The 23,369-nt window shown below is 66.7% G+C and carries 22 protein-coding genes; 15 read left to right on the forward strand and 7 right to left on the reverse strand.

The features are described from left to right. Positions 1-35: 35 nt before the first annotated feature. Genes proC through ACO2Q4_RS03470 form a run of 4 tightly spaced genes read left to right on the forward strand, consistent with a single transcriptional unit; the run spans position 36 to position 3,377 of the window. Entirely contained in the window at positions 36-842 is an 807-nt protein-coding gene (gene proC / locus ACO2Q4_RS03455; protein WP_423317272.1) for a pyrroline-5-carboxylate reductase, read from the forward strand. Continuing rightward, the gene (locus tag ACO2Q4_RS03460) at positions 839-1,201 is read left to right on the forward strand and encodes a tRNA-binding protein (RefSeq protein ID WP_395135063.1); all 363 of its coding nucleotides are present in this window, start codon (positions 839-841) and stop codon (positions 1,199-1,201) included. The genes proC and ACO2Q4_RS03460 overlap by 4 nt, the downstream gene beginning before the upstream one ends. Further along, positions 1,201-2,151: a 2-hydroxyacid dehydrogenase gene (locus tag ACO2Q4_RS03465; RefSeq protein WP_311760027.1), complete on the forward strand. Its 951-nt coding sequence runs from the start codon at positions 1,201-1,203 to the stop codon at positions 2,149-2,151. Before ACO2Q4_RS03460 ends, ACO2Q4_RS03465 begins: the two co-directional genes overlap by 1 nt. After that, on the forward strand, positions 2,151-3,377 hold the full coding sequence (locus ACO2Q4_RS03470) for a glycerate kinase type-2 family protein (RefSeq protein WP_423317275.1): 1,227 nt from the start codon (positions 2,151-2,153) through the stop codon (positions 3,375-3,377). Before ACO2Q4_RS03465 ends, ACO2Q4_RS03470 begins: the two co-directional genes overlap by 1 nt. Positions 3,378-3,379: 2 nt before the next feature. On the opposite strand, the gene ACO2Q4_RS03475 is transcribed toward ACO2Q4_RS03470, so the two are convergent. After that, the gene (locus ACO2Q4_RS03475; RefSeq protein WP_423317277.1) at positions 3,380-4,531 is read right to left on the reverse strand and encodes an alkylphosphonate utilization protein; all 1,152 of its coding nucleotides are present in this window, start codon (positions 4,529-4,531) and stop codon (positions 3,380-3,382) included. A 155-nt stretch (positions 4,532-4,686) separates the two neighbouring features. On the opposite strand from ACO2Q4_RS03475, the gene ACO2Q4_RS03480 reads away from it, so the two are divergent. Beyond that, positions 4,687-5,652: a magnesium transporter CorA family protein gene (locus ACO2Q4_RS03480; RefSeq protein ID WP_311760024.1), complete on the forward strand. Its 966-nt coding sequence runs from the start codon at positions 4,687-4,689 to the stop codon at positions 5,650-5,652. Here the strand turns inward: ACO2Q4_RS03480 and ACO2Q4_RS03485 are convergent. After that, on the reverse strand, positions 5,630-6,328 hold the full coding sequence (locus ACO2Q4_RS03485) for a DUF1045 domain-containing protein (protein WP_423317279.1): 699 nt from the start codon (positions 6,326-6,328) through the stop codon (positions 5,630-5,632). The genes ACO2Q4_RS03480 and ACO2Q4_RS03485 overlap by 23 nt on opposite strands. A gap of 111 nt (positions 6,329-6,439) precedes the next feature. Between ACO2Q4_RS03485 and ACO2Q4_RS03490 the strand changes: the two genes are divergently transcribed. Beyond that, positions 6,440-7,501, forward strand: a complete 1,062-nt coding sequence (locus ACO2Q4_RS03490) for a DUF475 domain-containing protein (RefSeq protein ID WP_423317281.1) — start codon at positions 6,440-6,442, stop codon at positions 7,499-7,501. A gap of 76 nt (positions 7,502-7,577) precedes the next feature. Here the strand turns inward: ACO2Q4_RS03490 and ACO2Q4_RS03495 are convergent, their stop codons facing one another. The 5 genes from ACO2Q4_RS03495 to cobS all read right to left on the reverse strand — a co-directional run bounded on the left by ACO2Q4_RS03495 (position 7,578) and on the right by cobS (position 14,030). After that, a complete protein-coding gene (locus ACO2Q4_RS03495; RefSeq protein ID WP_423317283.1) occupies positions 7,578-9,392 on the reverse strand; it encodes an aminopeptidase P family protein in 1,815 nt (604 codons plus the stop codon). 21 nt (positions 9,393-9,413) lie between these two features. Further along, the gene (gene epsE / locus ACO2Q4_RS03500) at positions 9,414-10,679 is read right to left on the reverse strand and encodes an exopolysaccharide biosynthesis GT4 family glycosyltransferase EpsE (RefSeq protein WP_311760021.1); all 1,266 of its coding nucleotides are present in this window, start codon (positions 10,677-10,679) and stop codon (positions 9,414-9,416) included. Between the two features lie 87 nt (positions 10,680-10,766). Continuing rightward, the gene (gene cobT, locus ACO2Q4_RS03505; protein WP_311760020.1) at positions 10,767-12,635 is read right to left on the reverse strand and encodes a cobaltochelatase subunit CobT; all 1,869 of its coding nucleotides are present in this window, start codon (positions 12,633-12,635) and stop codon (positions 10,767-10,769) included. A gap of 4 nt (positions 12,636-12,639) precedes the next feature. Continuing rightward, positions 12,640-13,056 carry a hypothetical protein gene (locus tag ACO2Q4_RS03510; protein WP_395135069.1) on the reverse strand — a complete coding sequence of 139 codons (417 nt, stop codon included), beginning with the start codon at positions 13,054-13,056 and terminating at the stop codon, positions 12,640-12,642. After that, positions 13,056-14,030, reverse strand: coding sequence for a cobaltochelatase subunit CobS (gene cobS / locus ACO2Q4_RS03515; RefSeq protein WP_311760019.1), 975 nt, complete (start codon positions 14,028-14,030; stop codon positions 13,056-13,058). The genes ACO2Q4_RS03510 and cobS overlap by 1 nt, the downstream gene beginning before the upstream one ends. A gap of 157 nt (positions 14,031-14,187) precedes the next feature. On the opposite strand from cobS, the gene ACO2Q4_RS03520 reads away from it, so the two are divergent. The 9 genes from ACO2Q4_RS03520 to ACO2Q4_RS03560 all read left to right on the forward strand — a co-directional run. Further along, positions 14,188-14,742, forward strand: coding sequence for a sigma-70 family RNA polymerase sigma factor (locus ACO2Q4_RS03520; protein ID WP_395135070.1), 555 nt, complete (start codon positions 14,188-14,190; stop codon positions 14,740-14,742). Beyond that, positions 14,739-15,476 (forward strand): anti-sigma factor, encoded by a 738-nt coding sequence (locus ACO2Q4_RS03525; protein WP_423317286.1) that lies wholly within the window; start codon positions 14,739-14,741, stop codon positions 15,474-15,476. Before ACO2Q4_RS03520 ends, ACO2Q4_RS03525 begins: the two co-directional genes overlap by 4 nt. Before the next feature lie 107 nt (positions 15,477-15,583). Beyond that, a complete protein-coding gene (locus ACO2Q4_RS03530; RefSeq protein ID WP_311760016.1) occupies positions 15,584-16,555 on the forward strand; it encodes a DUF808 domain-containing protein in 972 nt (323 codons plus the stop codon). An 89-nt stretch (positions 16,556-16,644) separates the two neighbouring features. Further along, positions 16,645-18,024, forward strand: a complete 1,380-nt coding sequence (locus tag ACO2Q4_RS03535) for an FAD-binding oxidoreductase (RefSeq protein ID WP_423317288.1) — start codon at positions 16,645-16,647, stop codon at positions 18,022-18,024. Positions 18,025-18,053: 29 nt separating this feature from the next. Beyond that, positions 18,054-18,737 (forward strand): alpha/beta fold hydrolase, encoded by a 684-nt coding sequence (locus ACO2Q4_RS03540; protein WP_423317290.1) that lies wholly within the window; start codon positions 18,054-18,056, stop codon positions 18,735-18,737. Between the two features lie 232 nt (positions 18,738-18,969). Beyond that, positions 18,970-19,755 carry a glycoside hydrolase family 25 protein gene (locus ACO2Q4_RS03545; protein ID WP_311760167.1) on the forward strand — a complete coding sequence of 262 codons (786 nt, stop codon included), beginning with the start codon at positions 18,970-18,972 and terminating at the stop codon, positions 19,753-19,755. Continuing rightward, on the forward strand, positions 19,731-20,387 hold the full coding sequence (locus tag ACO2Q4_RS03550) for a type II CAAX prenyl endopeptidase Rce1 family protein (protein ID WP_423317292.1): 657 nt from the start codon (positions 19,731-19,733) through the stop codon (positions 20,385-20,387). Before ACO2Q4_RS03545 ends, ACO2Q4_RS03550 begins: the two co-directional genes overlap by 25 nt. Positions 20,388-20,448: 61 nt before the next feature. Beyond that, on the forward strand, positions 20,449-22,224 hold the full coding sequence (gene aspS, locus ACO2Q4_RS03555; protein WP_311760012.1) for an aspartate--tRNA ligase: 1,776 nt from the start codon (positions 20,449-20,451) through the stop codon (positions 22,222-22,224). A gap of 151 nt (positions 22,225-22,375) precedes the next feature. Then, on the forward strand, positions 22,376-23,369 hold a 994-nt coding region (locus ACO2Q4_RS03560; RefSeq protein ID WP_423317294.1), incomplete at its 3' end, for a DUF1800 family protein.

Raw genomic sequence — 23,369 nt, forward strand, 5'->3', positions numbered from 1 at the left:
GAAACCGGTTCGGGCGGCCAAGCAGGGGGAATGCAATGGATATTTCGGCGTTGAATGCCCGTGGGCTGGTCCTGGTCGGTTGTGGTCGCATGGGCGGGGCGCTTCTGGATGGCTGGCTGAAGAACGGGCTGGAACCGGGCGCGGTGTATGTGGTCGATCCCAATCCGCGTGCGGAACTGTCAGGGCTGGGTATTTCCATAAACGGTGAATTGCCGAAGTCTCCGGCCGTTCTGGTGATTGCGGTCAAACCGCAGATGATGGCGGGCGTGCTGCCCCAGTTGGCCGGCTATGGCGCAGACACGCTGGTCCTGTCGGTCGCGGCGGGCGTCACCATCGCGGCCTATGAGGCGGCGTTTCCGACCTCTCCCATCGTGCGCGCCATGCCGAATACGCCCGCTGCGATCGGGCAGGGCATCAGCGCGATCATCGGCAATGACAAGGCCTCGGCCGCCGATGTCGCGCTGGCCGAGGCGCTGCTTCTGGCCGTTGGCCGCGTCGTGCGGCTTGATCGCGAGGATCAGATCGACGCGGTAACGGCGCTGTCGGGATCGGGGCCGGCCTATGTCTTCCACCTGATCGAGGCGATGGCCGCCGCCGGCGTGGCCGAAGGCCTGTCGCCGGATCTGTCGCTTGCACTGGCGCGAGCGACCGTCGCTGGCGCCGGCGCGCTGGCTGTCCATGCCGATGAGGATCCGGCGAAGCTGCGCGAGAATGTCACCTCGCCGGGGGGGACCACGGCTGCGGGGCTGCGCGAATTGATGGATCCCGAAACCGGTCTGCCGCCCTTGATGCGCCGCACCATCGCCGCCGCGGCCGAACGCGGGCGGGAGTTGGGGAAATGAGCGTGGAAGAAAACGGCGCCAGCGCACAGATCGGCTGGGACGATTTCGCGGCGGTGGATATCCGCACCGGCCGGATCACCCGTGCCGAACCCTTCCCCGAGGCGCGACGTCCCGCCATCAAGCTGTGGGTCGATTTCGGCCCCGGGATCGGAGAGCGCAAATCCTCGGCCCAGATCACCCGGCATTACTCACCCGAAGGGCTGGTTGGCAAACAGGTGCTGGCCGTGGTCAACTTCCCCCCGCGCCAGATCGGACGCTTCATGTCCGAGGTTCTGGTGCTGGGCCTGCCCGATGAATCGGGCGAGGTCGTGCTGATCGCGCCGGACAAGCCGGTGCCCGTCGGGGGAAGGATGTATTGATGAAGCTTCTGGTGACACGCCGCATGACGCTTGCGGCCGAACAGGCCCTGGCCGAGCGGTTCGAAACGGTTGTTCTGGACCGCGAAGGCGGGCTTTCCCCCGAAGAAGCCGCGACCGCGATGCGCGATTTCGACGCGGTGATGCCCACCTTAGGCGACCGCTTCGCCGCCGAGGCGTTTCGGGGCGACCTGCGCTGCAAGCTGATCGCCAATTTCGGTGCGGGCTTCAATCATATCGACGTGGCGGCTGCGGCGAATGCGGGAATCATCGTGTCGAACACGCCCGATGCCGTGACCGAGGCGACTGCGGATATTGCCCTGACCCTGATCCTGATGACCGCCCGTCGCGCGGGCGAGGGAGAGCGGCTGTTGCGTCGCGGCGAATGGCGCGGCTGGCAGCCGACGCAATTGCTGGGCCGCCATGTCACCGGGGCGACGGTCGGCATCATCGGCATGGGTCGTATCGGCAAGGCCATCGCGCGCCGCTGCCATTTCGGTTTCGGGATGGAAGTGCTGTTCCACAACCGCTCGACCGTCTCGGCGCTGGACTTCCCGGCGCGGCAGGTCGAGGGGCTGGACGAGCTGCTGCGCAGCTCGGATTTCGCCGTGGTTGCCGTGCCGGGGGGCGCGGGCACACGTCATCTGATCGGTGCGCATGAGTTGGCTCAGCTGGGCCCGCATTCGTTCCTGATCAACATCGCCCGCGGCGATGTGGTGGACGAGGCCGCGCTGGTCGAGGCGCTGCAACAGGGCCGCATCGCGGGCGCGGGACTTGATGTCTACGAACGCGAGCCGCAGGTCTCTCCAGCCCTTTGCGCGATGGAGAACGTGACGCTGCTGCCGCATCTGGGCACCGCTGCCGAAGAGGTCCGCACCGCGATGGCGATGCGTGCGATGAACAACCTGGTGGCCTTTTCCGAAGGACGGCCCTTGCCCGACCGGGTGAACTGATGCGGCCGGTCGATCGGGCGATGGGCCTGATCCGCGCGGGCATTGCTGCGGCGGATCCCGCCGCGGCCGTGCGCCGTGGCATGGCCGAGGTGCTGGCCGACCCGCCCGGTCCGGGCGGGCGTTGGCAGGTGATCGCGCTGGGGAAGGCGGCCCGCGCCATGGCCGAAGCCGCGCTTGCGATCCTGCCGGGCGCGGGGGCGCTGGTCGTTACCAATGCCGGAAACGATGCGCCGCTGGACGGGGCGCGGGTCTTGCGTGCTGGCCACCCCCAGCCCGACGCGGAAGGCGCCGCGGCCGCGGCCGAGGTCGAAGACCTGCTGCGCGCGACGACGCCGCACGACCGCGTGCTCGCGCTGATCTCGGGTGGAGGATCGGCCATGCTGCCCGCCCCGTCGCCGGGCATGACGCTTGCCGACAAGCAGGAAGTGAACCGCCTGCTGCTGGGTTCGGGCGCGGATATCGCTCAGGTGAACCTGATCCGCCAGAACCTTTCGCGGCTGAAGGGTGGGGGCTGGTTGCGCCTGTCCCCTGGGCCGATTGTGGCGCTGATCCTGTCGGACGTGCCGGGGGACGACCTGCGGGTCATTGCCTCGGGACCGACCGTGGCCCCGGTCGGAGGCCGGGCCGAAGCGATGGCATTGGCGCGGCAATTGGGTATCTGGGACCGGATGCCGGAAACGGCCCGCGCCGCATTGCTGCGGCCCGATGGAAACCCGGCCTTGCCGCCGGCGCGCAATATTCTGGTCGGATCGAATACGATCTCGGTCACCGCGATGGTTGAAGGCGGCGCGACCGCCGCGCCGATCCCGCTGGAGGGCGACGTGCAGGAATGCGCCGCGGAGATCTGGCGCCTTGCCCCCAGCCTGGCGCCGGGACAGGCGCTGGCCCTGGGTGGAGAGACCACCGTGCGCCTGACCGGGGACGGCATGGGCGGTCGCAACCAGGAACTCGCCCTGCGTCTTGCGCTGCTGGCCGAGGCGCGACCCGTGGATTTCGACTGGGCCTTTGCCTCGGTCGGCAGCGACGGGCGCGATGGGCCGGGCGAGGCCGCGGGCGGGCTGGTCGGACCGGGCACCCCTGCCGCCATCCGCGCGGGCGGAATCGATCCGTTGGCAGCGCTGGCGCGAAACGATTCCACCCCCGCGCTGCAGGCCGGGGGCGCGCTGGTCATGACAGGTCCGACCGGCACCAATGTCGCCGACCTGGCGGTGTTGGTCAGGGCCTGAACCTATTCGGCGGCGATGCCCGGCCCCTCGATCACGGGGCCTTCGTCGGTGCGCCCCGAGCGACGCAGCAGATGAGAGAACCGCGACCTTGCCTCGCCGCCCAGATAGGCAAGGCGGCCGGCGCAGATCGTTGCCTCGACTTGCCCGGTCCGGCGCGACAGGATGATCATGTCGGCTCGGCAGCCCTGATCCAGCCTGCCGCGATCGGCCAACCCCATGATCTCGGCCGGACGGGTCGAGAACAGCGGCCAAATCCGGGGCAGGGCGGCCAGATCGCACCCGGCCAGTGACAGGGCGACGGGCACCATGCGGTGCGGTGAACCGTCAGAGACGATGGCATCCCCCAGCCCCGCGCGCAAAAGGTCGTGCAGCCGGTCTTCGTCCGCAGCCGACAGCAGGACCGGATCGCCCATCGCCCGCGCCGCCGCCGCCGCGGAATGGGCGGCGGGGCAGGCGGCCAGACCTGCGCCGATCATGGAATGGGTCTCGCGCATGGCACCGCCGGTATCGCCGATGCTGCCATAGCGGGCGCGGATGTCGTCAAAGGCTTCGGCCAGACGGCACAGGTGCCGCGGAACCTCGCGCCGCCGTGTGGCGGCTTCCTCGATGTCGCGCGACAACGCGGGGATGGTCATGCCCAGCCGCGCGGCGGCCTGTGCAAAGGCCTCCGGGTCGTGCTGCAGCAGGTTGTGAAGCCGCGCGAAGTCGCTTTCGAACCACCCCGCCTCGATCCGCAGGCGCTGGCACAGGTCGGCCAACCGCTGCGTGCAATCCGTGCGATAGCTTTCGATCCGCAATGCGGGGCGCAGATCGGGCAGGGACTGGCGCGGCATCGCGGCCAGCAGCGCCTCGGCCGCATCGGGGCTGTTTACACTGCCATCCCAGGACCAGGACGGGGCCAGCCACGCGGTCGTGATCCCTGCCGCTGCCGCCCGCTCGGCCGAGGCGCGCAGCCGCTGGCGGGCACTTCCCTGCACCTCGGGGCGATACAGCAGGTCGACGATCCCCGGCAGGATCAGGTAGCCGTCCAGATCGACGCCCGGCAACGGCCCCTTGCCGATCCGGCCGCCGATGATGGCGACCGACCGCTGGCGCAGCTCTCCTTCACGCAGGATGGTGGCGCCGACAAGGCGCAGAGGTGGCAAGTGGGGCATGGCAATACTCGGGCCGGTTGTCCCATGAAGAATGCCGTGACGGTGTGAAATGCGCATGACATTCCTGTCTGTCGCAAAAACCTTGCTTGCGATGCCACGCTTGACCCCGGCGGGCGCGCCCAGCAGTCTGGCGCGACGGCGCAAGGACGAAACGAATGCTGCATGCCTATGTCCGGTCGGGAACCGGCCTGACCCTTCTGCAACCGGCCGAGCCGCTGGACGCTGCGCTGTGGATAGACCTTTACCGCCCGCTGGCCGAGCAGGTCGAGGCGGTGAACGCGCTTGGCTATGACGTGCCGACGCTGGCCGACATGGAAGAGATCGAGATCTCGAACCGGCTGTATATGGAAAACGGGACCTATTACATGACCGGCGTCCTGCCGGGCCAGCTTCCCGATGGCAGCCCCGTGGCCATGCCTGTGACGTTCATTCTGGATGGCAAGCGGCTGGTTACGGTCCGTCACCACGCGCCGCGTCCCTTCGTGACCTATCCGGCCCGCGCCGACCGCTCAAGCAGCGGCTGCACCAGCGCCGAGCGCATCTTCCTGGGTCTGGTCGAGGAAATCGTGGGCCGGCTTGCCGATATTTCCGAAGGGGTGGGGCGTGTCCTTGACGCGACTGCGGCGCAGGTGCTGGGCAAGACGGCCAGCGGCAATTCGGCAGATCTGGAAACGGCGCTGGTCACCATCGGCCAGCAGGCCGAATTGATGGGGCGCGTGCGCATGGGGCTGCTGTCGATGGACCGAATCCTGGTCTATCACCGCGCCGGAACCGGGCAGGACCGCGAGAAAGAGGACGCCGGCACCCGCGCGGTCCGGTCGGCCGTGCAGCGTGACATTCAGGCGCTGGAGGTCCATGCCGATTTCCTGACCTCGCGCATCGGCATGACCATCGACGCCACGATGGGCATGATCGGCCTGCAGCAGAACGAACGAGTGCGTCTGCTGTCGGTGGTGACGGCGCTGTTCCTGCCGCCGACGCTGATCGCCAGCATCTATGGCATGAACTTCCAGCACATTCCCGGCCTGCAGCGCGTCCTGGGCTTTCCGATGGCGCTGGTCCTGATGGTCGCCTCGGTCGGAGGGGTAATCGCGCTTCTCAGGTGGAAGAAGTGGTTCTAGCGCGCAACGGGAAATCTTCGATCCGGTGCATGCGGCCCTCGGCGTCCTCGCCGACCAGCGAGACCGCCCGGACCTCCATCGGTGCCGCGATAAGCGGTTTTACCACGGGGGCAAGTGCCGCGACCAGCGCCGTGGCCCGGTCCTGATCCAGTCCGCCCGACAGGGTCAGGTGATAGTTGAACAGGTCAAGGACAAAGGGATAGCCCCAATGATCCAGATGCGCCCGTGCCTGCGGGGGCAGGGCGTCCGGGCGACGGCGGTCGCGCTCGGCTGCGGTCAGGGGCGCGCGCAGATCGTCCAGCCGCGTCACCAGCGCCTGTTCAAGCGCATGCAAGGCGGGCGGCTGTGCCTGCGGTCGCAGGGCGACGAAACCCCAGTCCAGGCTTAGCCGCAGGTCCAGCAGGAAAGGTGACAGGTGGTCGCAGACCAGTCCGCAGCGCAGGATCAGGTCGTCCACCGAATGCCCTTCGGCCAGCCGGAAGGGTGCCTTCAGCGTCGCGTGGAAGCCGTAGCGGCGCGGGACGTCGGTCAGCGCCTCGGCCGTGTCGGGCAGGCCAGCCACCGCCGGCCGATCAGCCGCTTTCACCCCGCGTGCGTCCCAGCCCAGCCATGCCGCACCGAAATCGCCAAGCGGGCCCTCGGGCAGGTGATAGATCGCAAACCGCCTGAAATTCATCCGCTTCTCCTGCTCGTGCCGCAATTCCGGCAAATTTGCGCCACCCCGGGTTGTCCGGTGGGCGCCTGCAGCTTATGGCTGCATATGCTGGTCCACAATCGGGGACGACGGATGAAATCCACACTCCGCTACATGACCTGGCCCTTCGTCGTCACCGCAATCGGGCTGGTGCTTGCGGGGCTGATCGGCCTGCAATACCAAAGCACCGCGGGGGGCGCGCTGTCCTTTTTCCTGATCGCCGCCGTGCTCGCGGTGCTTGAGATCTCGCTCAGCTTCGACAACGCCATCGTCAACGCGAACAAGCTGAAACAGATGACGCCGCGCTGGCAGCGCCGCTTCCTGACCTGGGGCATCGTAATTGCGGTTTTCGGGATGCGGGTCCTGTTTCCGCTGCTGGTGGTGGTCATCGCCGCGCGCCTTGGCCCGATCGAGGCCCTGCGTCTTGCCGCGACCCAGCCCGTCGAATATTCCCGCATCATCCACGAGGCCCATTTGCCCATCGCGGGCTTCGGCGGCGCCTTTCTCATGCTGGTCGCGCTCAACTACTTCTTCGACCAAAGCAAGGATGTTGACTGGATCGCGGGCGTCGAAGGGGCGCTGCGCAAGCTCGGAGAGATCCGCGGCATGGAGGTCGGCTTCGTCCTTGTCTGCATGATGACAGTCATGCATTTCCTGCCCGCGGAAAAAGAGCACAGCTTCGTCATCTCGGCGATCTGGGGCGTCATTACCTATCTTCTGGTCGAGGCGCTGGGCCATATCCTGGACCGCTGGGGTGGCGGCGCGCCCTCGGCCGGCGACGTGGCGCGGGGTGGCTTCGGCGCCTTCTTATATCTCGAGGTGCTGGACGCATCATTCAGCTTTGACGGCGTGATCGGCGCCTTCGCCCTGACACAGAACCTGTTCCTGATCGCCATAGGCCTTGGCATCGGCGCGATGTATGTCCGCTCGATGACGGTGATGCTGGTCGAAAAGGGAACGCTGGCCCAGTTCCGCTATCTTGAACATGGCGCGTTCTGGTCGATCTTCGTGCTGTCGATCATCATGTTCGTCCAGACCCTGCGCCCCATCCCGGAATACATCACCGGCCTTCTGGGCGCGGCCTTCATCGCGGTCGCCTTCGTGAACTCGCTCAGCTGGCGGCGCCGCCACCCGGATCGGATCAGGCCGGACTAGCGCAACCGCCGGGCTTTCACCGTTTTTCAAATACCCGAAAGTCGGTGCGCCGCGACCTGCGCGGCGCCCGATGCCTTCAGCCTCGCGCCAGCGGCCGGGTGGCCGCGTCCAGCCAGGGGCGCGTGGTCTCGGCCACCAGGGGGCCGATCTCGGCCCGGACGCGGGCGTGATAGGCGTCCAGCCAATCCATCTCGGCCGGGGACATCAGCGCGGGATCGATCAGGCGGCGGTCTATCGGACACCAGGTCAGCGTCTCGAACCCCAGCATGTCGCGCCCGTCCGGACTTTCCGCCGGCTCGACGACGATCAGGTTCTCGATGCGGATGCCGTATTCGCCCTCGCGGTAATAGCCCGGCTCATTCGACAGGATCATCCCGGGTTGCAGGGGAATGTCCGACACGCGCGAGATGCGGACCGGCCCCTCATGCACGGACAGTCCCGCGCCGACGCCGTGTCCGGTGCCGTGATCGTAATCCATGCCCTCGGCCCACAGGGGCGCGCGGGCCAGTGCGTCCAGGTGCCCGCCCGCGACGCCGCGCGGAAAGCGAGCGCGCGAAATCGCGATCATGCCCTGCAGGACACGGGTATAGGGCCGGCGGACGGCCGGATCGAAATTGCCCATCGGCAGCGTCCGGGTAATGTCGGTCGTCCCGTCCGGGTATTGCCCGCCCGAGTCGATCAGCACGATATCGCCGGGCAGGATGCGCCGGTCGCTTGCATCCGAGACGTGGTAATGCGTGATCGCCCCGTTCGGACCCGAACCCAGGATGGTGTCGAAGCTGATGTCGATGATGCCGCGTGCCAGCCGCAACTCTTCCAGCTTGCGACAGACATCGATCTCGGTCAGCGGATCATCGGCAAGGCTGGGCGCGCGCGTCTCCAGCCAGCACAGCAGATCCGCGACCGCCGCCCCGTCGCGCAGATGCGCGGCGCGCATCCCCGCGATCTCGGCAGAGTTCTTCGTGGCCTTGGGCATGATGACCGGATCCGCGGCCTCGCGGATCGGGGTGTCCATGCTTTCGATCAGGCGAAAGACCAGGTCGGGCGCCGTGGCCGGATCGACGATGACCGGCCCGGACAAGTTGGTCAGCGCCGGGATCAGCGCATCGGGTGGAAGCACCGTCACCTGGTTGCCCAAGGCCGCCCGGATCTCGGGGCCCAGCTTTGCCGGATCGGTGAAGACGGCGACGCGCCCGTCATCCTCGATGATGGCGAAGGACAGCATGACCGGGTTCTTCGGCACATCCGCGCCGCGAATGTTCAGAAGCCACGAGATCGAGTCGGGCAGGGTCAGGACCGCGGCCTGCGCTTCGGACCGGTTCAGCAGGGCGGCGATGCGCGCGCGCTTATCCGCCGCGCTTTCGCCCGCCAGTGCGTCGGGCCACAGCCGGACCTGCCCGACAGGGGGCGCGGGCTGATCCTTCCAGATCGCGTCGACGGGGTTCGTCTCGACAGGAACCAGCCCGATTTCGGACCCGAGCAGGCCCCGCTCGATCTCGTTGATCTCGCGGCGGGTATGCAACCAGGGGTCATAGCCGATGCGTCCGCCCTCGGGCAGCGCTTCGCGCAGCCAGGCCGCCGTCTTGATTTCCGGCCAGTGAACCGGGGTGAAATGGCCCAGGTCGATTTCGGACTTCACCTGCACGCGATAGCGCCCGTCGATGAACACGCCCGCACGATCTTGCGTCACCACGGCAAACCCGGCGCTGCCGGAAAAGCCGGTCAGCCAGGCCAGCCTGGCGTCGTGGGCGGCGACATATTCGCTTTGATGGGCATCGGCGCGTGGAACGATGAAACCGTCAAGCTCGCGTTTTGCCAGCTCGGCGCGCAGCGCGACCAGTCGCGGCACATGCTGCGTCGGATTCGAATGGCTGTCGAAGCTCTGGAACATGTTCACCTCTTTTTCTTGTTCTCAGGTGGTTCTTGCCTGCCGCAGGCGAAGCTCTGCGCCCGGAAGGGTGCGGGCCAGGCCGTCGGCGACGGCCTCGGCGCTGCGGCGATGATGGAACGCCTCGGCCACCCGCGCGCGCGAGGCATGGGCCAGGCGCTGCGCCGTCTCGGGATCGGCCAGCAACCCCGCAATGGCATCGGCCATCAGGTCCGGGCGTTCGGGCGGCAGCAGGATGCCGTCCTGCCCCGACGTGATCAGTTCGTGGTTCCCCCCGACATCGGTGACGACGACCGGCATCTCCATCGCCATCGCCTCCATGATCGCGACCGAGATACCCTCGTTCAGGCTGGCTAGGGCAAAGACATGGGCGCGTTCCAGCGCATCGCGGACCGCGCCTTCGCTGACCGCGCCCAGCAGCCTGACCGCATCGCCAAGACCCTTGGCGGCGATCAGGGCCTGCAATTCACGATGATATCCGCTGCCGCCCTGCTCGTCCTCTCCGGCGATTTCCAGATGAGTGTCGATGCCCCTGGCCCGAAGCAGGGCGACCGTCTCGACCAGGTGGTCATGCCCCTTGATCGCATTCAGGCGACCGCAGCTGAACAGGCGCAGCGGCTTGCCGGGGGCGGGCGGATGCCAGGGATGGCTGCGGCGGATCTGGGACAGGTCCACGCCCATCGGCGCGATATTGACCACCGCCGGCAGGTCGGGGCCAATCTCGCGCGTCGCGACCCCGGCCAGCAGGCGAGAGATGATCGTGGCAAAGCGGGCATGGCGCCATTTCTGGCGCTGGTTCGGGCCATAACCCTCCAGTGTCGGGCCATGCAGCGTCAGGCTGTAGCTTGGCCCGCCCAGCCGCTGGGCCAGCATGGCGATATTGGCGCTGTCGGCGCAGGAATGGACATGGACGTGATCCCAGCCGCGTTCTCGGGCAATCATCTTCAGCCGTGCGGCCATTGCCAGCAGGCCCAGCATCCGCAATCGCTGCTTGGCGCCCCCCCGCGTTTCGGCCGCCAGTGCCGCCGAGACCCCGCGCGCCAGCCCCGTGGGTGCGCGCAGCGCTTCGACCCCGGCCGAGGCCAGCCCGGCGGTCGAGACGGGCATCAGATAGCGCGTCTGGCGCTGCGCCTCGGCCGCCCAGCTATGCGAGGCAACCGCGCGCGGCGGCGGCCGGGTCGAGACGAGATCCGCCTCGATCCCCATTTCCGCCAACGCCTGTCGTTCACGCCACAGGAAGATATGGGTCTGACCCGGAAATTCCGGAATGAAGAAGCCTATTCGCAGCACGTCGCGCCTCCACCGATGTCGCAGTGGTCGCATGAGGCGCGAGGCCAAATCAAGCGATCACAGCGCATGGCACGGCGCGCGAGGGGACTAGCCCCGACGCGCCGCATTCATGCCAAGGACGCGGGCCCGCTTCCTGGGATCGGCTTCAAACAGGGCGGCAAGCTGTTCGGTGATGGCGCCCGCCAGCTGCTCGGCATCGGTGATCGTCACCGCGCGCTGGTAATAGCGGGTGACGTCATGGCCTATGCCGATCGCCAGCAGTTCCACCTGACGGCGCTTTTCGATCATGGCGATCACGTCGCGCAGGTGCTTTTCCAGGAAATTCGCCGGGTTCACCGACAGCGTGCTGTCATCGACCGGCGCCCCGTCCGAGATCACCATCAGGATGCGCCGCGCCTCGGGGCGGCGGGTCAGGCGACGATGGGCCCATTCCAGCGCCTCGCCGTCGATGTTTTCCTTCAGCAAACCCTCTTTCATCATCAGACCAAGGTTCGGGCGCACGCGCCGCCAGGGCGCATCGGCGGCCTTGTAGATGATGTGGCGCAGATCGTTCAGCCGACCGGGATGGGCGGGACGGCCGTTGGCCAGCCATTGTTCGCGGCTTTGGCCGCCCTTCCATGCGCGGGTGGTGAAGCCCAGGATCTCGACTTTGACCTGGCTCCGTTCCAGCGTGCGTGCCAGAACGTCCGCGCAGATCGCCGCGATGCTGATCGGACGCCCCCGCATCGAGCCGGAATTGTCCAAGAGCAGCGTCACCACGGTATCGCGGAACTCGGTATCCTTTTCGATCTTGAAGGACAGCGGCATGGTCGGGTTCGCGACCACGCGGGCAAGGCGACCCGCGTCCAGAACGCCTTCTTCCTTGTCGAATTCCCAGCTGCGGTTCTGCTGCGCCTGCAGGCGGCGTTGCAGCTTGTTGGCAAGGCGGCTGACCGCGCCGCGCAGGGGCTCAAGCTGCTTGTCCAGATAGGCGCGCAGACGTTCAAGTTCCTGCGGGTCGGCCAGATCCTCGGCCCGGATCTCTTCGTCGAAGATCTGGGTATAGACGCGATAGTCGGGACTGGCTTCGCTGACGGGCGGAGGGATGTCGGGCGGGCTTTCCGCCTCGGACATCTCGGCTTCGTCGGCCATTTCCTCGTCGGACTGGTCGTCCATGCTGACCTGGGCCTGACGCTCGTCCTGGGTCTGTTCCTGGCTGCGCTCGGGCGCGGCCTCGGCCTCATCGTCCTCGCTCTGGTCGCGGGACTGGTTGTCGCCGGCTTCCTCGTCCTGCTCGGCGTTCTCCTCGGCGTCGTCATCCTGCGGCTCGTCCGGGTCTTCGCCCAGCTGGTCGCCATAGCCAAGATCCGCGATCACCTTGCGCGCAAGGCGGGCGAAACCGGCCTGGTCGGCCAGCGCCCTGGACAGATCGTGAAGATCGCCGCCGGCCTGCTGCTCGACAAAGGGGCGCCACAGGTCCGCCACATGCTGGGCCGAGGGCGGCAGCGCGCGTCCGGTCGCGATCTGGCGCAGCAGATAGCCCGCCGCGACCGAAAGCGGCGCATCGGCGGGGGATTTGATCTGGCCATAGCCCTTGCGGTCGGCTTCCTGCCCCAGCTTGGCGTCGATGTTGGACAGCGCGCCGGGCATGTCGCGGGCGCCAAGCGCCTCGCAGCGCGCGGTCTCCATCGCCTCGTAAAGATCGCGGGCCATCGGACCGGCGGGCGCATATTTCGCGTGGGTCGCCACATCATGATGGCGCAGCTTCATCGCCAGCGCATCCGCCGTGCCGCGCGCCAGCAGCACCTCGTCCCGCGTCATGCGGCGGCTGACCTGCGGCAGACGCATGGTGTCGCCCGAGACGCCCGAGGGGTCGGCGCTGAAGGTGACGTTCAGCTCATGCTCCTCGGCCATGGCGCGCGTCGCCTCGGTCAGGGCCTTCTTGAACGGATCGGCGGGGTTGTCGGATTTTTTCATGGTGTCACCTGCTGGAACCCAAGGTTTCCTTGCAGTTCAGGAAAAGCTGGATGAAATCGCGTCCTCCCCCGGAAAGGGGACGGGCGGGTTCGTTCTCGATCGCGGGCACAACTGTTGCCTGCACGTATTCGATCGCGGCGGGGGTAAGCCGTTCCGTTAGACGGGCAAGAATGTCCTCGTCCTCGGGCGCGACCTCAAGATGGGGGCCGACGGGATTGCCGAGCGAATAGCTGGCGCCGGTTGAATTGACAAAGGTCCGGTCTTGAAGCGTCGCGAAGCCTGCATCGAGTGCCTGCTGGACTGCAACGCACCGCACGTGAAGAGAGGGCATGTCGCCTTCGGGTCCGGGCAGTGCGGCCGCGCCATCGGCCAGCAACAAACTGGTCACGGTCAACAGCGCGTGCCGGACCCCCGTGCCCATCACCCCGCCTTGACCGCCGCGCTTTCGGGCAGTTCCTCGTCGAACAGGCGCTGGTAGAACTCGGCGACGGTCTGGCGCTCAAGTTCGTCGCATTTGTTCAGGAAGGTCAGGCGGAAGGCGTAACCCACATTGTCGCCGAAGATGCGCGCGTTCTGTGCCCAGGTGATCACCGTGCGCGGCGACATCACCGTGGACAGGTCGCCCTGCATGAAGGCGGTGCGGGTCAGGTCGGCCAGCGTCACCATCTGGCTGATGACCTTGCGGCCCTTTTCGGTGTTGTAGGTCGGGTTCTTGGCCAGCACGATCGCGGTTTCGGCATCGTGGCTGAGATAGTTCAGGGTCGAGACCAGCGACCAGCGGTCCATCTGGCCCTGGTTGATCTGCTGGGTGCCGTGGTAAAGGCCGGTCGTGTCGCCCAGACCCACGGTGTTGGCGGTGGCGAACAGGCGGAAATACGGATTCGGCGTGATGACTTCGTTCTGGTCCAGCAGGGTCAGCTTGCCGTCGGCTTCCAGCACGCGCTGGATCACGAACATCACGTCCGCGCGGCCCGCGTCGTATTCGTCGAATACGATGGCGGTCGGGTTCCGCAGCGCCCAGGGCAGGATGCCTTCGTGGAAGACCGTGACCTGCTTGCCGTCGACCAGCTTGATCGCATCCTTGCCGATCAGGTCGATCCGGGAAACATGGCTGTCGAGGTTGACCCGCACGCAGGGCCAGTTCAGGCGCGCCGCGACCTGTTCGATATGGGTCGATTTTCCGGTGCCGTGATAGCCCTGGATCATCACCCGGCGGTTATAGGCAAAGCCCGCCAAAATCGCCATGGTGGTGTCGGGATCGAATTTGTAGGTCGGGTCGATCTCGGGCACGCGATCGGTTCGGTCGGCAAACCCCTTGACCTTCATCTCGCTGTTCAGACCAAACGTCTCGCGCAGGTCGATTTCTTCGGTGGGTTTGGCGTTCACGTCCAGCATCACTCGGGCCCTTTTGTCGCAACATCGTCTTGATTGCGCATTCGGGCAGGACGTGCAAGCACCCGCGCATGGGCGGAACTTCGCCTGTGGCCTTGATTGACGGCCCGGCGCGCTGTTTCTAAGCTTTCGCGAATTGCTGGAAGAAGGACCCGCCCGCTTGACCGACGCGCGCCGGATCGCATTGGAAGGGTTGATCATGCGTGTCGCACAGGGCGACCGGTCGGCCTTCGACGCGCTTTATGATGCGACCTCGGCCAAGCTGCATGCGGTCTGCCTGTCGCTGCTGAAGGACCGCCCCGAGGCGGAAGAGACGCTTCAGGAAGTCTATCTCAACATCTGGCGCGGGGCCTCGCGCTATTCGGCGAACGGGTTGTCGCCGATGACCTGGCTGATCACCATCGCCCGCAACCGCGCCATCGACCGGCTGCGGGCGCGCGATGCCCGTCCCGCCTTTGCCCCGGCCGAGGCTGCCGCGTCGATCCCGGCCTTGGGCGCTTCGCCGGAACAGGCGGCGATCCGCGGGCAGCAGCACAGCCTGCTGGCCGCCTGCCTGGACGAGCTGGAGCCCGGACAGGCCGGTGTTGTCCGCGCCGTCTATCTTGAGGGGCTGACCTATGCCGACCTGGCCGAGCGCCAGGGCGTGCCCCTGAACACCCTGCGAAGCTGGCTGCGCCGGGGCCTGCTGCGGCTGAAGGAATGCGTGAACAGATGAGCGAGGATGCGCCCCCGGATCCCGGCCAAGAACCGGACCTGACCCCCGAGCAGCAGGACGATATCCTGGCCGCCGAAATCGCTCTTGGCCTGGCTGCCCCGGACGACGCGCAGCAGGCCGTGGCGCGCCTTGCCGCCGATCCCGCATTCGCCCAGCGCGTCCGCGACTGGCAGGAACGGCTGGCGGTGCTTGCCGAGGAACTGACCCCGGTCATGCCCCCGGTGCGCGCGCGTCAGCGCATCCGCGAGGATCTGGGTCATATCTCTGCGCCGCTGAGCCATATGATCGACAGCCGCATCCGCTGGTGGCAGCGCCCGCTGCCGCTGATTTCCGCGGCCGCGGGCGCAGTCGCGGCCGTGGCACTGGTGGTGATGCTGGCGCTGCCCGTGCTGCGGGGGCCGGAGCTGCCCAGCTATCAGGCCGCGCTGGCCTCGTCCGATGCGACCATGCGCGTCGATGCCCGCGTGGACGGGCGCGAGGTCGAGGTAATGCTGATGGATGGCACCGTGCCCGAGGGGCGCGACTGGCAGGTCTGGTGGATCAGCCCGGACGGCTCGGCCCCGGTCTCGCTGGGGCTGGTGGCGCGCAAGGGGCCGATGCGCACAAGCCTGCCCGAAGGGATCGATATGGTCGAGGGCGTGCGCATCGCGCTGTCCGAGGAGCCGGCAGGCGGCTCTCCGACCGGTCAGGCGACCGGGCCGATGTTCGCCATGGCTCCGCTGCGCCGGTCCTGACTTTCGGGAAAATGCGCGGCGCGGCGAACCGCACTTGCGCGCCCTGCGTTCGTTTCGCACAAGGGCATCACAGGGCCGTGAACGGCCGCAGGCGAAAAGGATGACGGATGAGCGGTTTGCTGGCGCTGCTGGATGATGTGGCGGGAATCGCCAAGATTGCGGCGTCTTCCGTCGACGACGTGGCGGGGCAGGCGGCCAAGGCGGGCGCCAAGGCCGCGGGTGCGGTCATCGACGATGCGGCGGTGACACCGAAATACGTCCACGGCTTTTCCGCCTCGCGCGAGGTGCCGATCGTCCTGCGCATCGCGCGAGGATCGCTGATCAACAAGCTTGTGATCCTGCTGCCGGTGGCGCTGCTGCTGTCTGCCTTTGCCGACTGGGCGATCACCCCGCTTCTGATGCTGGGGGGCAGCTATCTTTGCTTCGAAGGTGCCGAGAAGGTCATGCATGCCCTTGGCCATCACAAGGTGAACGAGCCGCAGTTGCAGACGACCGAGGATGGCGCTGCCGGGCTTGAGGAAGAGCGCGTCAAGGGCGCGATCAAGACAGATTTCATCCTGTCGGCGGAGATCATGACCATCGCGCTGGCCGCGATCCCCGATGGCGACCCGATCTGGAAAGAGGCGCTGATCCTGGCCATCGTCGCCGTCGGGATCACGGTGGCGGTCTATGGCTTTGTCGCGATCATCGTGAAGGCCGACGATTTCGGCCTGCACCTGGTCGAACGGGGTGGGGCGCTGGCAGGCTTCGGGCGCGGGCTTGTCCGCTTCATGCCGGGCTTCATGAAGGTGCTGACCGTGGTCGGCACCGCCGCGATGATCTGGGTCGGCGGGCAGATCGTGGTCCACGGGCTGCACGAACTGGGAATGCACCAGCCCTATCAATGGGTGCGCGAGCGGTCCGAGGCCGCGGCACAGGCATTGCCGCAGGTCGCGGGGGCTGCCGGCTGGGCCACGACGGCGTTTCTGGACGGGATATTCGGTCTGGTGCTGGGCTTTATCCTGATTCCGCTGGTCCAGCATGTGATCTCGCCCGTGATCGGCGCGGTCAGGGGGATTTTCGGCGGCGCGCGCGCCTGACTCCTCTTTCACTGCCGGGGATGCGCATGGCCCGCTTGTCCTTGGGGCACGCGCGGGATTATGACCGGCCTGCAATCAGGAGGGACACCATGCCGATACCCGTTCAGGCCGCCGAGGCGCTCAGCCAGCTTCTGGGCGCGCGCTTTTCCCAGTCGCAGGCCGATCGCGATTTGCATGGCGTCTCCGAAACCTTTCACCGCGCCCCGCCGCCTGACGCGGTCGTCTGGCCCCTTTCGACCGACGAGGTCGCGGCCGTCATGCGCATCTGCCATCAGCACCGCATTCCGGTGATCGGCTGGGGTACCGGCACGTCGCTTGAGGGGCATGCGCTGGCCATTCATGGCGGCATCGTCATCGACCTGATGAAGATGGACCGCGTGATCGAGGTGCGTGCCGGCGACCTGCAGGCCAGCGTCCAGCCTGGCGTCACGCGCGAGGCGCTGAACACCGAATTGCGCGCGACAGGCCTGTTCTTCCCGGTTGATCCCGGTGCCAATGCCAGCCTGGGCGGCATGGCGGCGACCCGTGCCAGCGGCACCACCGCCGTGCGCTATGGCACCATGCGCGACAACGTCCTGGCGCTTGAGGTCGTTCTGGCCGACGGGCGTGTCATCCGCACCGGAACGCGGGCGGCGAAGTCCAGCGCGGGCTATGATCTGACCGCGCTGTTCGTCGGATCGGAAGGCACGCTGGGCATCATCACCGAACTGACCCTGCGCCTGCACGGCCAGCCCGAGGAAATGGCCGCGGCCGTCTGCGCCTTTGGCACGCTGGAGGAGGCGGTCGAATGCGTGACCGCGACCATCCAGTCGGGGATTCCGATGGCGCGGATCGAATTCGTCGATGGTGATGCCGCGCGCGCCTTCAACCAATATGCGGGCACGCATCTGCACGAAGGCCCCCACCTGATGGTCGAGTTCCACGGCTCGCCCGCGACGGTCAAGGAGGACGCCCAGAAGTTCGGCGAGCTTGCGGCCGAATTCGGCGGGCAGGGCTTTGACTGGGCAACCACGCCCGAGGATCGCGCGGCCCTGTGGAAGATGCGCCACGGCGCCTATCGCGCCTGCCTTGCGCTGCGTCCGGGCGCGACGGCGGTCGTGACCGATGTCTGCGTGCCGATGTCGCATCTGGCCGAGGCCGTGGCCGCCGCCGCCGCCGATATCCGGGCCGAGGGGCTGATTGGCCCGATGGTCGGTCATGTCGGCGACGGCAATTTCCATTCGCAGCTTCTGATCATGCCGGGGGACGAGGCCGAACTTGCCGCCGCGAAACGCGTCGCGACCCGCATGGCGGAACGCGCGTTGGCCGTCGGCGGCACCATCACCGGCGAACATGGCGTCGGGGTTGGCAAGCGCCCGCTGATGCGCGCCCAACATGGCGAGGGGGTCGCGGTGATGGCGGCGATCAAGCAGGCGCTGGACCCCGAAGGGATCATGAATCCCGGCAAGCTGATTCCCGACGCGAACTGACGCGGAAAAGCCAAGGACAGAGAGGGACAATGGCCCTGACGCTTGTTCCCGGCTTCATGCTGGACCGCGAACTTTGGACCGATGTCGCCCCGGCGCTGCAGCGGATCGGACCGCTGACCCATGCCGATCCGGCCCGGGCGACCACGATTGCCGAAATGGCCCGGGACACGCTGGACGCCGCGCCCGCCCGTTTCGCGCTGATCGGCTTTTCCATGGGCGGCTATGTCGCGCGCGAAATGGCACGGATCGCGCCCGAGCGTGTCTCGCGACTGGTCCTGATCGCGACCTCGTCGCGAAGTGACAGTGAGTTGCAGGAGCGTCGGCGCGCGGTCGCGTTGGGGGCAAACCCCGCCGTGTTTCGGGGCGTCTCGCGCCGTTCCATCGCGCAGTCCCTTGCGCCCGAACACGAGGGCGATTCCGCCCTGATCTCGCGCATTCACGACATGAGCCTGCGGCTGGGAGGCGAGACCTTTCGCCGCCAGGCCATGTTTCGCCGCGAGGGCGACCTTGACCAGCTGGCGTCGATCCGTTGCCCGACGCTGGTTGTGGCCGGGGACCGCGACCGCCTGCGCAGCGTCGAGGAATCGGTGGAAATGGCGCAGGCCATTCCCGGCGCGCGGCTGGAAATCCTGCCCACTGGCCACATGATCCCGCTTGAGGCCCCCGATCTGTTGGCCCGGTTGCTGGTAGATTTCCTGATAGAAGCCGCCTGAGCCCGGTCGCGAGGCGGGTTGTCTTCGCAGGTCCCAGCCATGGACCGGCGGCACCGCTGCCCGACAGGGAGAGGCCGTATTCCGCCGATGCCGTGCGCTGGGTCCTGCCTGCAACACTCCAAGCGAGATCGACTGACATGATCGTGACTGTCACGGCATCGTGACAGAACTCTGTGCCTTTGCGATAAAGGTCCAAAGCTCCGGCAAGACGGGCAAAGGACAGAGGGCAGTGATGAATATTCTGGGCAAGTTCCTGTGCGTGGTTTTACTGGTCAGTCTCGCGGCCTGCGGCGGTGGCCGCAGGGGACCGTCGGCGGTGACCGTGGGTTACGGGGCGGGGCCGCAATTCGGCGATTCCCAACCCCATGCCTGGGTCGGTGGTCATCCTTATGACCACCCGGTCCACGGCATCGACATCTCGCGCTATCAGGGCAATATCGACTGGGGCAGGGTGCGCGGATCCGGGGTCAGCTTCGCCTTCATCAAGGCGACCGAGGGCGCTGACCATGCAGACCCGAACTTCCGCCGCTATTGGTACGAAGCCGGGCAGGCGCGCATTCCGCGCGGCGCCTATCACTATTTCTACTTCTGCCGCTCGGGCGCGCAGCAGGCGGCGTGGTTCATCGCCAATGTTCCACGTGAACGCGGAGCGATGCCGCCGGTCATCGACCTGGAATGGACCGCGTCCAAGACCTGCCCCCGCCGTCCGCCCAGCGACGAGGTGCTGCGCGAGGCCAAGATCTTCAAGGACATCCTGCATCGCCATTATGGCCAACGGCCGATCATCTATACCACGGTCGACTTCTACCGGGACAACAACCTGGGCAGCTGGCCCGAGGAGTTCTGGCTGCGCTCGGTCGCGGGCCATCCCCGTATCGTCTATCCGGGCCAACCCTACAGCTTCTGGCAATATACCGGCACCGGCATCGTGCCCGGCGTGCAGGGCAACGTGGACCTGAACGTCTTCGCGGGCGGGGCCAAGCAATGGCGTCTATGGCTGAGCAGGCGACTTCAGTAAGCCGGCGCCTGCTTTGGGCCGAGTTCGGGGCGCTCTATATCGGGGCGCCCCTGGGCATCGCGCTGTTCATGCCCGGCCACATGCTGTTCCGGGCGCTGGCCGTCTTCAGTATCATCGGGCTTGGGCTTCTGTGGCTGACCGGCGGGTTCGCGTGGCGGGGTCTGGTGCGGGGCTGGAGGGCCTTGCCCTGGCGCGAGCTTCTGGGAATGGCCGTCGCCAGCTTTGTCATCGGGGTCGCGCTGCTGTGGTGGTTCCATCCTGGCGCGTTGTTCAACATGGTGCGCAACCGCCCCGAATTCCTGCTGGTAGTCTGGACCTTCTATCCGATTCTGTCCGCGCTGCCGCAGGAACTGATCTTTCGCCCGCTGTTCTTCCACCGTTATGCCCCGCTGCTGCCGCAGGGGCATCCGGCAATCGCGCTGAACGCGGCGATCTTTTCCTTTGCCCATCTGATGTACTGGTCCTGGGTGGTCGCGATCCTGACCTTCATGGGCGGATGGTTCTTTGCCCGCGCCTATCTGCGCCACGGCTTCCCCTCGGCCTGGCTGCTGCATGCGGTGGCGGGGAACGTGCTCTTTGCCGTGGGGATGGGCACCTATTTCTATTCCGGCAACGTGGTCCGGCCCTTCTGAAAGCTTGACTTCCCCCGGCACAAGCGGTTCATGCGTGCGCTGATACCAAGGGGAAAAGATGATGAGCGTCTATCGCAGCCACACCTGCGGCGAGCTGACCGCCGCCAATGCCGGTTCCGAAATCCGACTGTCGGGCTGGGTCCATCGGGTCCGTGATCATGGCGGCGTGCTTTTCATCGACCTGCGCGATCATTACGGCATCACCCAGGTGATCGCCGACAGCGACAGCCCGGCCTTTGCCGCGCTGGAAAAGCTGCGGGCCGAGACGGTGATCCGCATCGACGGGCGCGTGAAGCTGCGCGATGCCAGCCTGATCAACCCCAAGCTGCCGACTGGCGAGATCGAGGTCTATGCCACCGCGACCGAGGTGCTTGGCCCTTCGGATGACCTGCCGCTGCCGGTCTTTGGCGAGCAGGACTACCCCGAGGAAACGCGGCTTGCCTATCGCTTCCTCGACCTGCGCCGCGACAGCCTGCACCAGAACATCATGCTGCGGTCCAAGGTGATCCGCTCGATCCGCAACCGGATGTGGGATCAGGGCTTTACCGAATTCCAGACCCCGATCATCACCGCCTCCAGCCCCGAGGGCGCGCGCGACTTCCTCGTGCCGTCGCGCCTGCATCCGGGCAAATTCTACGCGTTGCCGCAGGCGCCGCAGCAGTTCAAGCAGCTGATCATGGTCGCTGGCTTCGACAAGTATTTCCAGATCGCGCCCTGCTTCCGTGACGAAGACCCGCGCGCCGACCGCTCACCCACCGATTTCTACCAGCTTGACCTGGAAATGTCCTTTGTCGAGCAGGAGGACGTGTTCGCAGCGATCCAGCCGGTCATTCAGGGCCTGTTCGAGGAATTCGGCAAGGGCCGTCCAGTCGATGCAGAGTGGCCGCGCATCCCCTATGCCGAGTCGATGCTGAAATATGGCAGCGACAAGCCCGACCTGCGCAACCCGATCGAGATGCAGATCGTCAGCGACCACTTCCGCGACTCGGGCTTTGCGATCTTCGCGAAACTGCTGGAGCAGGACGGGACCGAGGTTCGCGCCATTCCCGCGCCGACCGGCGGTAGCCGCAAGTTCGCCGATCGCATGAATGCGTTTGCCCAGGCGCAGGGTCTGCCGGGCATGGGCTATATCTTCTGGCGCAAGGCCGAGGATGGCTCGACCGAGGCTGCCGGCCCGATCGCCAAGGCGCTGGGCGCAGAGAAGACCGAGGCGATCCGTCTGCAACTGGGTCTGGGCGAGGGCGATGCCGCCTTCTTCCTGGGCGGCAAGCCCGAGAACTTCGAGGCCGTCGCCGGTCGCGCCCGCAACGAAATCGGTCGCGAACTTGGCCTGACCGACGAAAACCAGTTCAGGTTCGCCTGGATCGTCGACTTCCCGATGTATGAAAAGGGTGACGAGGGCCGGATCGATTTCAGCCACAACCCCTTCTCGATGCCGCAGGGCGGGATGGAGGCGCTGTCGGGCGACCCTCTGACGGTCAAGGGCTATCAGTATGACCTGGCCTGCAACGGTTATGAGCTAATCTCGGGCGCGATCCGCAACCACAAGCCGGAAATCATGTTCAAGGCCTTCGAACTGGCCGGCTATGGCCATGACGAGGTCGAGAAGCGTTTCGGCGGCATGGTCAAGGCCTTCCGCTATGGCGCGCCGCCCCACGGTGGCTGCGCGGCCGGCATCGACCGCATCGTCATGCTGCTGGCGGATGAGCAGAACATCCGCGAGGTCATCATGTTCCCGATGAACCAGCGCGCCGAGGATCTGATGATGGGCGCGCCGAGCGAGCCCACGAACGAGCAGATGCGCGAACTGCGCCTGCGTGCGCTGCCGCGCGAATGATCGCGGCCTGACCATGTGCTTGCCGGGGGCGCAAACCCTCGGCAAGACTCCGCGGCCGCGCCGCCTGCTGTCGAAAGCGTGTGCTGACCTTGCCCGCCGGGCATGAGATAAACTGCGCCGGGACATTTCTTCCCGGGTTGCAGGTTCTCGCATGGTATTCGATTCTCCTCAGGCTGCGGCGATCCGGCTTGGCTATGGCCTGTCGCCGCTGACGCCGCCGCCCCCAAGCCCCGAGGCGCTGCTTCAGGGCATCGCGGCCAGCACGCGGACGGGCGCTGAAGCGGTCTCGACGGCGCAGGCGCAGAAGCGGGCCTTGCGCCTGAACGAGCTGCGCAAGGCGCGCGACAGCGGCGAAGCCGCGAAAGAAGAGTTCCAGGCTTATAACGTCGAAAACAGCCGCCTGACCGTGCGCGACCTGCAGCGGCGGCTGGCACGCGCCGTCGAGGATCCGACCGGATTCGGCGAAAGGCTGGTGCAGTTCTGGTCCGACCATTTCACGGTTCGGCCCGATGGCGTGCAGACGAACGCACTGGCGATGGCCTTTCACGACGAGGCGATCCGGCCGCATATCAATGGCCGTTTCGAGGATCTGTTCTTCGCCGCCGATACCCACCCGATGATGCTGGTCTATCTGAACCAGAACACCAGCCGCGGGCCGAATTCGCAGATGGCGCGGCGCCGCGCCGAAAAGGCCTTTGGCCTGAACGAGAATCTGGCGCGCGAAGCGATGGAGCTGCATTCGCTGGGCGTGGGCGCGCCCTATACCCAGCGTGACGTGCGCGAGCTGGCCGAGCTGATGACCGGGTTGAGCTATTCCGCGAAAGACGGCTTCTCCTATCGTCCGCAGATCGCCGAACCGGGGGCCGAGACCGTGCTGGGCAAGTCCTATGGCGGGAAGGGGCCGGGCGAGCTGCGTGACATCCGCGCCGCCTTTCGCGACATCGCACGCCGGCCCGAAACCGCGCAATTCGTGTCGCGCAAGCTGGCCGTGCATTTCGTCTCGGACAGCCCGTCGCCCGAGCTGGTCGATGCAATGGCCGCGACCTGGCGCGACACGAACGGGCAATTGCCGCAGGTCTATCGCGTAATGCTGACCCATCCCGAGACGATGGCCAGCCTGCGCGCCAAGGTGCGCCAGCCCTTTG

The organism is Paracoccus sp. KR1-242, assembly GCF_049446195.1.
Taxonomy (GTDB): Bacteria; Pseudomonadota; Alphaproteobacteria; order Rhodobacterales; family Rhodobacteraceae; genus Paracoccus; species Paracoccus broussonetiae.